9 protein-coding genes are annotated in these 11,692 nt (G+C 67.6%); 1 reads left to right on the plus strand and 8 read right to left on the minus strand.

Annotated features, from left to right (window positions below; translation table 11 throughout):
• Nucleotides 1-5: 5 nt before the first annotated feature.
• From ACSFBL_RS32625 to ACSFBL_RS32655, 7 genes are all read right to left on the minus strand, one after another.
• Nucleotides 6-1,163, minus strand: coding sequence for an acyl-CoA dehydrogenase family protein (locus ACSFBL_RS32625; RefSeq protein ID WP_435519967.1), 1,158 nt, complete (start codon nucleotides 1,161-1,163; stop codon nucleotides 6-8).
• 26 nt (nucleotides 1,164-1,189) lie between these two features.
• Nucleotides 1,190-2,431 carry a thiolase family protein gene (locus ACSFBL_RS32630; protein ID WP_435519968.1) on the minus strand — a complete coding sequence of 414 codons (1,242 nt, stop codon included), beginning with the start codon at nucleotides 2,429-2,431 and terminating at the stop codon, nucleotides 1,190-1,192.
• Between the two features lie 28 nt (nucleotides 2,432-2,459).
• Nucleotides 2,460-3,245 (minus strand): enoyl-CoA hydratase/isomerase family protein, encoded by a 786-nt coding sequence (locus tag ACSFBL_RS32635; RefSeq protein WP_435519969.1) that lies wholly within the window; start codon nucleotides 3,243-3,245, stop codon nucleotides 2,460-2,462.
• Nucleotides 3,246-3,409: 164 nt separating this feature from the next.
• The gene (locus tag ACSFBL_RS32640) at nucleotides 3,410-4,750 is read right to left on the minus strand and encodes an MFS transporter (protein WP_435519970.1); all 1,341 of its coding nucleotides are present in this window, start codon (nucleotides 4,748-4,750) and stop codon (nucleotides 3,410-3,412) included.
• Nucleotides 4,747-6,213 carry a coniferyl aldehyde dehydrogenase gene (locus ACSFBL_RS32645; RefSeq protein WP_435519971.1) on the minus strand — a complete coding sequence of 489 codons (1,467 nt, stop codon included), beginning with the start codon at nucleotides 6,211-6,213 and terminating at the stop codon, nucleotides 4,747-4,749. Before ACSFBL_RS32645 ends, ACSFBL_RS32640 begins: the two co-directional genes overlap by 4 nt.
• Nucleotides 6,210-7,934 carry a GMC family oxidoreductase gene (locus tag ACSFBL_RS32650; protein WP_435519972.1) on the minus strand — a complete coding sequence of 575 codons (1,725 nt, stop codon included), beginning with the start codon at nucleotides 7,932-7,934 and terminating at the stop codon, nucleotides 6,210-6,212. The genes ACSFBL_RS32645 and ACSFBL_RS32650 overlap by 4 nt, the downstream gene beginning before the upstream one ends.
• Nucleotides 7,931-10,294, minus strand: coding sequence for an arylsulfatase (locus ACSFBL_RS32655; protein ID WP_435519973.1), 2,364 nt, complete (start codon nucleotides 10,292-10,294; stop codon nucleotides 7,931-7,933). The genes ACSFBL_RS32650 and ACSFBL_RS32655 overlap by 4 nt, the downstream gene beginning before the upstream one ends.
• 158 nt (nucleotides 10,295-10,452) lie before the next feature.
• Here ACSFBL_RS32655 and ACSFBL_RS32660 point away from each other — a divergent pair, with 158 nt between their 5' ends.
• Nucleotides 10,453-11,496, plus strand: coding sequence for an AraC family transcriptional regulator (locus tag ACSFBL_RS32660; protein ID WP_435519974.1), 1,044 nt, complete (start codon nucleotides 10,453-10,455; stop codon nucleotides 11,494-11,496).
• Here the strand turns inward: ACSFBL_RS32660 and ACSFBL_RS32665 are convergent.
• Nucleotides 11,452-11,692 (minus strand): hypothetical protein (locus tag ACSFBL_RS32665; protein ID WP_435519975.1); only part of this gene is annotated, 241 nt, incomplete at its 5' end. The genes ACSFBL_RS32660 and ACSFBL_RS32665 overlap by 45 nt on opposite strands.

Here is an 11,692-nt window from a genome sequence, read left to right on the forward strand (position 1 = left end):
GAGGCTTAGAACGCGTTGACGCCGGTGAGCGCGCGCGCAATGAGGAGTTGCTGGATCTGCGTGGTGCCTTCGGGAATCGGCGCGACGATGGCCTCGCGGGCCAGCTTCTCGACCAGGAATTCCCGGGTCACGCCGTTGCCGCCGTGGATCTGCACGGCCTGGCGGGCGATCGTCACTGCGGCTTCGCAGGCGAAGTACTTGGCCATCGCGGCTTCCATCTCCGCGGGCACGCCGGCCTCGATCATCGAAGCGGCGCGGTAGACCAGCAGGCGCGATGCATCGACCTGGGTCGCCATCTCGGCCAGCATCGCGGCGATCAGTTGATGGCCCGCGATGACCTTGCCGTGCTGCTTGCGCTCCGTGGCGTAGCGCACCGATTCCTCGAGCGCGCGCCGGCCGATGCCCAGGCCCTGCGCCGCGACGAACACGCGCGAGCGCTCGAACATCGACAGCGTGTTCTTCAGTGCCTCGCCTTCGTTGCCGATCATGTTGCTCGCCGGCACGCGCACGTCGTTCAGGAAGATCTGCGCGGTCGACTGGCTGTTCCACGCGATCTTGTGGATGTCGCGGACCTCGTACGGATGCTCCTTGCGGTCGAGCAGGAAGTGCGTGAGGCCGCGGCGCGGATCATCGCCGGTGCGGCAGGTGCAGATCAGGAAGTCGGAGTACGAGCCGTTGCTGATCCAGGTCTTCTCGCCATTGAGGACGAAGTGGTCGCCATCGCGGCGCGCACGCGTCTTGATCTCGAGCACGTTGGAGCCGACATCCGGCTCCGAGATGCCGATGCTGCAGAACAGTTCACCGCTGACCAGGCCCGGCAGGTAGCGCTCGCGCAGGTGCGCGGGAGCCAGCTGCTGGAGCATGTAGGCGCCGAACGAATTGATCAGCACCGGCACCGACAGGTCGGCCGAGGTGGTGGCGACTTCCTCGAACAGCATGATCATCGTGAGCCAGTCGAGGCCCATGCCGCCGTGGGCTTCGTCGACCGTGCCCGAGATCAGGCCGAAGCGGGAGAGCTCGCGCATGATCGTGCGCATCTGCTCCTTCGGCACGAACTTGTCGCGGTATTCCTTGCTGAAGATCGGTTCGATCTCGGCGTCGAGAAAGCGCTTCAGGCCGTCGATGGCTGCCTGTTGCTCTTCGGTTCTGATGACATGTCCCATTGATTGCTCCGTATCTGTTCTGTGAGTTACTGCCGGGCCAGGATCGTGATCGCCACGACGGCTTCCTCGATGCCGTAGAGGCCGCCGCCGTTTTCCTGGATCGCGATGCGGGCACCGTCGACCTGGCGCTTGCCGGCCTCGCCGCGCAACTGCGTGACCAGTTCATGCAACTGGCCGAGGCCGGTGGCGCCGATCGGATGGCCCTTGGATTCCAGGCCGCCCGACGGGTTGATCGGGATGCGCCCGCCGACCATGAAGTCGCCGCGTTCGGCAGCCGGGCCGCCTTCGCCGAATCCGACCAGCATCAGCGACTCCGCGTTCAGGATCTCGCCCATGGCGGTGGCGTCATGCACCTCGGCCACGTCGACATCGCCGGGCGACACGCCGGCCTGCTCGTAGGCCTTCTTCGCGCCGAGGTGGGCCACGATCTTGTGCGGCTCGTCGATGCCGCGCGTGCTGCCGGTCTGCACGACGCTGGCCAGCACGCGCACCGCGCGGCCGCCTGCACCCTTCAGGCGCTTCAGGCCTTCGGCGTTGCAGAGGATGACTGCCGCGGCGCCGTCGCTGATGGGCGAGCACATCGGCAGCGTCAGCGGATAGGTGATCGGCGGCGCCGCCAGCACCTGCTCGATGCTGCAGGGCTCGCGGTACTGCGCGAGCGGGTTGTGCACCGAGTGCTGGTGATTCTTGGCCGCGACGGCGGCGATCTGCCGCTGCGTGGTGCCATAGGTCTGCATGTGCTGGCGGCAGAACGCGGCGTACACGTCCATGAAGACGCTGTAGGGCTTCTCGGACATGGTGCCGGGCGGCGGCACCACGCGGTGCCCCATCGCCATCAATGTCGCCTTGTTCTGGTCCGCGGTCGACACGTCCCAGCCGCCGTCGAAGGCGCTGAACATCTTGGCCTTGTCGGCGATGTTCATCTTCTCGGCGCCCACGGCCAGCGCGATGTCGCAGCTGCCCGAGCGCAAGGCCATCGTCGCCAGGTTGAATGCCGACGAGCCCGAGGCGCAGGCGTTCTCGACGCTGAACACGGGCACTCCCTCCAGCCCCAGCCGACGCATCGCGATAGGCCCGGGGATGGCGGTCTGCCCCTGGAACTGGCCGTTGGTCAGCGTGGCGTAGAAGGCCGAGCCGATGTCCTCGATGACGCAGCCCGCGTCGGTCAGGGCCAGCAGCACGGCCTCTTCGACCATGTCGTAGACCGTGCGGTCCAGAAGGCGGCCAAAGGGCGTCATGCCCACGCCAACCACGTAGATATCGTTCATTGCTTGAGTCCTCGTGTGATCGGGCAGCTCAGCGGCCCGGGAAATTCGGTGCGCGCTTCTCGGCGAAGGCGGTGAGGCCTTCGTGGAAGTCGGCGGTTCGCATGTGCTGGCGCAGCATCACCTGCTCGTGCAGGAGCGCATCGGCGCCTGTCTTGTCTGCCGCTGCACGCGCCACCTGCTTCATGCGGCGCAGGGCGATCGGGCTCTTCTGCGCGATGTGGCGGGCCAGCGTGAGCGTGGCTTCGGCGAGGCTCGCGTCGGGATGAACCTCGCACACCAGGCCGCAAGCCTTCATCTCCGCGGCCGAGAGCGCCTTGCCGGTCATCAGCAGGTACATCGCCATGTTCAGCGGGATCAGCCGCGGAAGGATGGCGGCGCCGCCCGCACCCGGGAAGACGCCGAAGTTGGCGTGCGCGTCGGCGATGCTGGCGCTCTCGCCGGCCACGACGATATCGGCGCACATGGCCAGTTCGAGCCCGCCGGCCATCGTCACGCCGTTGAGCGCTGCAATGACGGGCTTGGGAAAGGCACGCAGGGCGCCGAACACGACGTTGGCGCGATCGAGGAAGTCGGCTTCACCGGGCGCGAGATTCGCACCGGCCAGCACTTCCTTGAGGTCGGCGCCGGCGCAGAAGGCGGGACCGTTGCCGGTGATCACCAGCACGCGGATTTCGTCGTTGCGCGCGATGTCGGCAAGACCGCGCTCCAGTTCGGCGAGGGTCGCCAGGTTCAGGGCGTTCATGGCCCTGGGGCGGTTCAGCGTGATGCGCGCAACGGGGCCGAGCGCTTCGATGAGCAGGATGTCGTCTTTCATGATGTCTCTCTTGGGTCCGCTTTCGGCGGGGGTCGGGACGCACGGCGAAGTGGTCCTGAAGTCGATGAAGGGATGCTAGAAGTCGCACCCTTCGGCGACAGGTCATTGCAGAGGTTTCGCCGGTCCGGTCGAACATGCCGACCGGGCAGGCAGGCGTTGCGACGCTAGGGGGTCGCCGTCTTCATCGACGCGCGAGGCACCGACGAAGAGGGGTCGGGCGCCGCCACGCGGCTGAACCTGGCGGCATCGCGTTCGTAGGTGCGCGAGGCGAGAAGGAAGAGCCCCGCCGCGACCAGCGACACCAGCGGCGCGACCGTGAGTGCCGTCTTCAGGTCGCTCATGTCGGAGATCAGGCCCACCACGAAGGGCCCGGGCGCCAGCCCGAGCAGGCTCGCGCCCAGCACCGCGGTGGCGGTCACGGTGGCACGCACGGCCGGGTGCGTGACGTCCATGACGATGGCCACCGCACAGCCGCCGTGCGCCACGGCGAACACGGCGCCCGCCAGGATCAGCCCCAGCGCGAGCGGACCCGGCGGCAACGCGAAGCCCGCTGCCAGCATCACGCCGCAGATCAGCGTGTAGGCGGCGGGGACGATGGCCCGGTACCGGGGGCGACCTTTGCTCAGCCGATCCGCGATGCCGCCGCCGAAAAGCACGCCGATGCCAGCAGCCAGCACCACCACCGCTGCCATGAGCGCCGCCTTGCGCGGATCGAACGCATAGGAGCGAACCAGGAAGGTCGGCATCCACGCGATCAGGATGGACGGGATGGCCATCTGCAGGCCGAATGCGAGGAAGGTGAGGTTGCCGGAGCGGGAGACGAACACCTGCCGCACCAATTGGCCCAGCGGGAGCGCCGCACTGCCGCGATCGCCTGCCACGAGCTTCGGCGGCTGGTAGTCGCGCACGACGAAGGGATACAGCAGCGCCAACAGCAGGCCCGGCGCGCCGACCACGAAAAACGCGGTGCGCCAGCCGAACTGGCTTGCGACGGCCCCGCCGATCACCACGCCCAGGACCGAGCCGAACAACCCCGCCGACTGGAATGCGCCCTGGATCGCGGCGCGCCTGCCGATCGGGAAGGTATGCGCCAGCAGCGCTGCGCCCGCGGCCGCGTAGGCGGCCTCGCCCACGCCGACCATGGCGCGTGCGACCAGCAGTTGCGTGTAGCTGGTGGCCAGTCCGCAGGCGATGGTCGCCAGGCACCACACGAAGGCCATCAGCGTGATGCTCTTCACCCGGCCCCAGCGGTCGGCGACCATGGACATCGGCAGGGTCAGCACGCCGACCACCACCGAGACGATGCTGACCAGCGCACCGAGTTGGGAGTCCGACACGCCCCAGTCCGATTTCAGGAACGGGAACACGGCACCGATGACCTGGCGCGAGAGGTAGTCCGAGAGCATCAGCCCGAAGGTCAGCGCGAACACGGTCCACGCATAGGCGCCGGCCGACCGTGTCGCCTCGTCGCCGGAGGGCGCCGCATGGATGTCTGCCGCGATCATGTCGTCGCACTCCCCGTACTCGGCGTGGCCTCGGCGGATGTCGAACTGTGCTGGCCTCGGCCAAGGAAGAGCTTCAGCGTCAGCCGCTGGACCCACGACCCGTACGGCGGATGGAACAGCTGGATGGGAAAGAAGCGATGCACCGCGAAGACAGCCTTCGCATGCGACAGCGACCGGAATCCCTCCGGACCGCGCCAGCTTCCGATGCCCGAATTGCCGGTGCCGCCGAAAGGCAGGTCGCACTGGAAGACGTGCCAGGCCCAGTCGTTGACCGTCATGCCGCCGGCATGCACGTCGCGCGTCAAGCGCCGCAGTTCGGGGGGCTCCGTGCCGAAGTAGTAGAGCGCCAGCGGACGCGGTCGCGATGCGACGAACGAGACAGCCTGGTCCATCGAATCGCAGGCCAGCACCGGCAGGATTGGGTTGAAGAGCTCCTCCTGCATGATGCGCATGGCAGGCGTCACGCCGGTCACGATCTGCAGCGGAATGATGCGTGCGCCATCGCCCGTGCCGCAGGAAGTCACCTTCGCGCCCTTGGCCACGGCATCGGCCAGCAGTTCGCGCGTACGGTCCGCATGCCGGTCAGAGGCCATGCTGGTGTAGTTCGGGTCCGCGACCGGATCGGGGTACATGCGTGCGAAGGCACGCGCAGTGGCAGCGACGAATTCGTCGATGCGCTCGCCCGGCACCAGCACGTAGTCGGGTGCCACGCAGGCCTGTCCGCTGTTGAAGGCCTTGCCGTGCGCGATCGACCGCGCGGCCGTTGCCATCGAGGCCGAGCGACCGACGATCGCCGGGGACTTGCCGCCGAGCTCCAGCGTGACCGGCGTCAGGTTCGCCGATGCGGCGCGCATGATGTGCCGGCCGATTTCCGGCGAGCCGGTGAAGACGATGTGGTCGAGCGGCAGGCCCGCGAAAGCCTGCCCGATCTCGACGCCGCCGCCGAAGATCGCGACCTGCTCTTCCGGAAAGACCTCCGCCAGCATGCGGCGCAGGACCGCGGTGCAGCGCGGCGAGAACTCCGACATCTTGATCATCACGCGGTTGCCCGCGGCCAGCGCCGTCACGAGCGGGCCGATGGATTCGATCACCGGGAAGTTCCACGCGGCGATCACGCCGACGATGCCCTTCGGCTGGTACACGACCTTGGCGCGGTTGGTGAGGAACATCCAGTCCACGCTGCGGCGCTGGGGCTTCATCCAGCGCTTCAGGTGCGACAGCGCGTGGTCGATCTGGACCGCAGGCCCCAGCACGTCCAGCATCTTGCATTCGAACGCCGAGCGGCGGCCGAAGTCGTCGCTCATCGCGCGGGAGAGCGGGTCCTGGTAGCGCTGCAGCGCGAGGCGCAACGCCTTGAGATCGCGGATGCGCTGGTCGAGCCCGGGGGATGGCGCTGCCAGGAAAGCCTGGCGCTGCTTCGCGAGCGTGGCGTTCAGTCCTTCGACGGTGTCGTTCGTGCTCACGATGCCTCCGCTACAGCTACGGGCCGCGTGGCGCTCGCCGGCACATCCGGGGCCGTCGCCGAGCCGACATGCGCGCGGCGTGCCGCGGCCTTGATCATGTCGGCTGCCTTCTCGGCAATCATGATGGTCGGCGCATTGGTGTTGCCCGACACGAGGTCCGGCATGACCGACGCGTCGACCACGCGAAGCGCCTCGACGCCCTTCACGCGCAGCTGCGCATCGACCACGTCGTTCGGCCCGTCGCCCATGCGGCAGGTGCCCACGGGGTGGTAGGCGCAGTCGGCGTGACGGCGGACGAACTTCTCGATCTGCGCATCGGTCTGCGCCCAGGCCGAGTTCTTCGACTCCCTGCCGCCGAAGCGGGCCAGTGCGGGCTGGCGCGTGATTTCGCGCAGGCGCTTGAAGCCGCGCACGAGGCAATCGACATCGCTCTGCTCGGACAGGAAGTTGGTGTCGATCAACGGCGCCGCCATCGGATCGGCACTCGCGAGCGACACGCTGCCGCGCGACTTGGGACGCAGCATGCACGCGTGCAGCGAGTAGCCGTTGCCGAACAGGATCTTGCGACCGTGGTCCATGATCTTGGCGACGACGAAGACAGTCTGGAGGTCGGGCACGGTCTCTTCGGGCCGCGTCTTCATGAAGCCGTTGCCCTCGGCGAAGTTGGAGGTCAGCACGCCGCGCCGGTAGCGACGCCAGTGGAAGAGGCCCTTGAGCACGGTCCAGGCGCTGCTGAACGAGAGCCCGATGAGACCGCGGGAGACACCGGCTTCGTAGCTGTGCACCACGTCGATGTGGTCCTGCAGGTTCTGTCCGACGCCCGGCGCGTCGTGGACGACCGGGATGCCGTGTTGCCGCAGCGTCGCGGCCGGGCCGATGCCCGACAGCATCAGGACCTGCGGCGATTGCAACGCACCCGCGCAGAGCAGGACCTCGCGCTGCGCCGACACGCGCTTCACCGCGCCGTCGGCGTCGCGGTATTCGACGCCCACCGCGCGCTTGTCTTCCATCACGATGCGCGTGGTTCGCGCCTTTGTGATGACGCGCAGGTTCGGGCGCGCCAGGTTCGGCGTCAGGAAGCCCTTCGCCGCGCTGCAGCGCTCGCCGTTCTTCTGCGTGAGCTGGGTCAGGCCGACGCCGGCCAGGCGCTCGCCGTTGAAGTCAGGATTGCGCGCATGCCCCGCCTGAACGGCGGCCTCGACGAAGGCGCGAGCGTACATGCTCGGCTCCATCACGTCGGCCACGTTCAGCGGACCGCCCGCGCCGTGGTATTCGGAATCGCCCCAGAACTCGTTGTTCTCGGACTTCCTGAAGTACGGGAGCACGTCGGCGTAGCTCCAGCCGATGTTGCCGGCCGCGGCCCAGCGGTCGTAGTCGCTGCGGTCGCCGCGGATGTACATCATCCCGTTGATCGAGCTCGATCCGCCCAGTGCTTTGCCGCGCGGCTGGTAGCCGATGCGGCCGTTCAGGCCCTTGTTGGGCAGCGTCTTGAATGCCCAGTTGAAGATCGGGTACGGCAGAAGGATCGGCAGGCCGGACGGGCACTGGATCAGCGCGCTGGTGTCCGCTGCGCCCGCTTCGAGCAGGCACACCGTTACGTCCGGGTCCTCGCTGAGCCGGGCCGCGAGCACGCAGCCGGCGGAGCCGCCGCCGATGACGATGTAGTCCGCGCTCTGCGGGTCGGCCTGCGCCGGGTTGAGAGTTCCTGGTCTTCTTGTCATGGCGTGTAGACGATGTGCACGTCGCCGATGCGACCGTTGAATCGGAACGGCGCGCGGTCGTAGTAGTCCAGCGAGACGGGCGAGCCGAGGTTGGTGCCGATGTCCAGCGTTTCGCTGGCGGTGAAGCACAGCGGTGCGGTGAACGGGACCGTGCCGCGGGCCACCTCGGTGCCGTCGACGCGCATCACGAAGGTGGCGGGCGATCCGGGTGCAGGACCGGCGACGAGCGTCTGCAGCTCGAAGCGATGCGGTCCGGCCTCGATGCGGCCGGCGCTCCGAAGCTTGGTGCGCATGACGCTCAGGCTGTTGTATTCGTAGTGCAGGTGCCCCGCGTCCATGTAGAGCACGAGGCCGCCGGCCACGCCGCCGAGCGCGTACAGCACGCCCTCGCCCATCGCAGGCACGTCCACCTCGATCGACACCTTGTGGCTGCGCGCGCGCAGGTTGGGTGCGCAGAATTCGGGCAGTCGCGTGACGCTCCCGTTGAAGTGCCATTCGGTCTGCGTCGTGCCGATGCGAGCGGCGGGATTCAGCAGCGGGCCGAGGCCGGCGCCGATCGGATAGACGTGGTTCGCACGCGCCTCTTCGTCGAACTTGCGTTGCAGTTCGGCCAGCTTCTCGGGATGCTGCCCCGCGACGTCCGTCGACTGCGAGTAGTCGCTGCCGAGCTTGTAGAGCTTCCAGACGTCCTCGTCGGGATTCCAGTTCGCATAGGCCGCGGCGGTGGCCGAGAGCCACGGCAGGCGCGGGCCGAAGACCGATGCCATCCAGCCATCGGCGTAGATGCCGCGGCTGCCGAAGATCTCGAAGTACTGCTGCGCCTTGCGCGTCGGTGCCGATGCATCCGTGAAGCTGTAGGCCAGGCTGAGTCCGTCCAGCGGATCCTGCGCGACGCCGTTGACCGTGGCGGGCGGCGCGATGCCGATGAGCTCGTAGATCGTCGGCGCGATGTCGTTGACATGGTGGAACTGCCCGCGAACCGCCGCGTCGGCCGCGATGCGCCTGGGCCACGACACCATCATCGGAACGCGCGTGCCGCCGAAGTAGCCCGCGACGAGCTTGGTGCCCTGGAACGGGCTCTCCCCGGCCCACGCCCAGCCGGCGTGGTACATGTTCGCGATCTTCGGTCCGCCCATTGCCTGCAGGCCGCCGTACTCCTCTTCGAGGATCTTCATCTGCTGCGCGAACGGGATGGGCACGCCGCTGATCGACAGGATCTCGTTGATCGTGCCGCCCGCTCCTTCGGCCGAGGCGCCGTTGTCGGACAGCACGTAGAAGATCAGCGTGTTGTCGCGCAGGCCCAGGCGTTCGAGTTCATCGATGACCTTGCCGGCCTGCACGTCGGCGTGCTCCAGGAAGCCCGCGTAGACCTCCATCAGCCGCGCCTGGTACTTGCGTTCGTTCTCGGGCAGGCTCTCCCATGCGGCCAGCGTGTCGGGTCGCGGGGTCAACTGGCTGTCCGCCGGGATCCAGCCCATCTCGACCTGCCGCCTGAAGGCCTGCTCGCGGTAGGCGTCCCAGCCGGCGTCGAACTTGCCCTTGTACTTGTCGGACCATTCGCTGAAGACCTGGTGCGGACCATGGACCGCCCCTGGCGCCCAGTACATGAAGAAAGGCTTGTCGGGCGTCAGTGCGTGCTGCTCGCGCAGCCACCCCTGGGCCTGTGCGGCCAGGTCTTCGCTGAGGTGGTAGGCCGGATCGTTCGGCGCCTCGATCGGCGTGGTGTTGCGATAGAGGCTCGGCTGGTACTGCGAGGTTTCCGCGGCGATGAAGCCGTAGAAGTGATCGAAGCCGCAGCCGGTGGGCCAGCGGTCGAAGGGCCCGGCGGCCGAAGTCTGGAGTGCCGGTGTGTTGTGCCACTTGCCGAAGGCCGCCGTGCTGTAGCCGTGGTGCTTGAGCACCTCGGGGATCGTGGCCGCGCTCTTCGGGATCTCGCCGGTATAGCCGTCGAAGTCGCTCGCGAATTCGGTGATCGTGCCGGACTCGACCCGGTGGTGGTTGCGGCCGGTCAGCAGCGATGCGCGGGTGGCCGAGCAGATCGCGGTAGTGTGGAAGGCGTTGTAGCGCACGCCCGTGTCGGCGATGCGGCTGAGCGTCGGCGTGTGGATTGCGCCGCCGACCGTGTCGGCATGCGCGAAGCCGACGTCGTCGAGCATGATGATCAGGACGTTGGGCGCATCGGCGCGCACCGGTGACGCCTTGGTGCGCCACTGGTGGGTCGACTGGGCCAGCGTGCGGCCGGCCATGCTGGCGGTCGGCGTGGGTGCGAGCGGAAGGTGCTGCGGCTGGGGTGAATCGGGCGTTGTGCCCGGGGGCGGATCGATCGCCTTGTCGGCGTCGTCGCGGGAATCCTGTGTCATCCGATGTCTCCGGTTTTCTTGCTGCGATGCTGGAGGTCCAGTCTAGGAACGGGCAGTCCGTGGCGCCGGTCTTTGACGTCAAATCGGTGGTCCCTGCGGGCAGCGAAACCCGGGCAAACGGCATTGTCAAAAGAGCCGCTCGCGGCGACCATCGGGGCATGAACGTTCCCCTGCGCGCGCCCGGCCCGCCACTGCAAGAACCCACCACGATCGGCGGCTACGTGCTGGCGATCTCCAAGGCACTCCAGGCCAGCGGGGTCGACAGCGCCCGTGTCCTCAAGGCGGTCGGCATTCCGTTGACGATGACGAACGATCCGATGAGCCGGCTGCCCGTCAGCACCCTCACCCGGCTCTTTCGCGCCTGCACGGACGTCACCGGCAATCCGTACTTCGGATTGACGGTGGCGCGCTTCATCCACATCTCGAACCTGCATGCGCTGGGCTATGCGCTCGCGGCCAGTGCCAACCTGCTGGAGTTCTGCCAGCGGCTCGAACGCTATTTCAGGCTCGCCTCCCAGACCTGCGAGATCAAGGTGGTCGAGACGAAGGACGAGCTCGAACTCCGCATCCGGCTGCTGGTCGACGTGTCCGCCGAAACGGAGGACGCCTTCCTCGGCTTCGTCGTGCTCGCGATGCGGCAGCTCTACAAGCCCGAGTTCAATCCGCTGCGTGTGGTGATGTCGCATGCGGCACCGCGCGAAGACATCGCGCCGTACGAAGCGCTCTTCCGCGCGCCCGTGAGCTTCGGGCACTCGGACCCGATGCTGGTGCTACCCCGCTCCGACCTTCTGAACCCGCTGATCGGCGCCTGTGCCGAACTGGCGCAGCTCAATGACAACCTGTCCAACACCTACCTGGCCCGCCTCGAGAAGGACGACGTCGTGACCCGCGTGCGGCAGAAGATCATCGAGTTCCTGCCCAACGGCAGTTGCACCCGCGACAAGGTGGCCAGCGCCCTGGCGATCAGCCCGACCACGCTGCAGTTCAAGCTGTCGGAGCGCGGCACCAGCTTCCACGACCTGCTGGACACGACCCGCAAGGAACTGGCCTCCGGCTACGTCCAGCAGTCCTCGCTGTCTATCACCGAGATCACCTTCCTGCTGGGCTTCAGCGACACGAGCAACTTCACGCGCGCGTTCAAGCGCTGGCAGGGCGTGTCACCCACCTCGTTCCGCGACGGCGAGAAAGCGGTCAGCGCCTGAGGGCCCGGTCGTCGCCGCACGCCTGAAATGCCTGTCGTTCAACAGGAAGTGCGACAGCGCCGGGATGAGCACGAGGGCGCCGACCATGTTCCAGACGAACATGAAGGTCAGCAGGATGCCCATGTCGGCCTGGAACTTGATGGGGGAGAAGGCCCAGGTGATGACGCCTGCGGCGAGCGTGACGCCCACGAGCGCG

Source organism: Variovorax glacialis (assembly GCF_051216375.1).
GTDB lineage: Bacteria > Pseudomonadota > Gammaproteobacteria > Burkholderiales > Burkholderiaceae_C > Variovorax.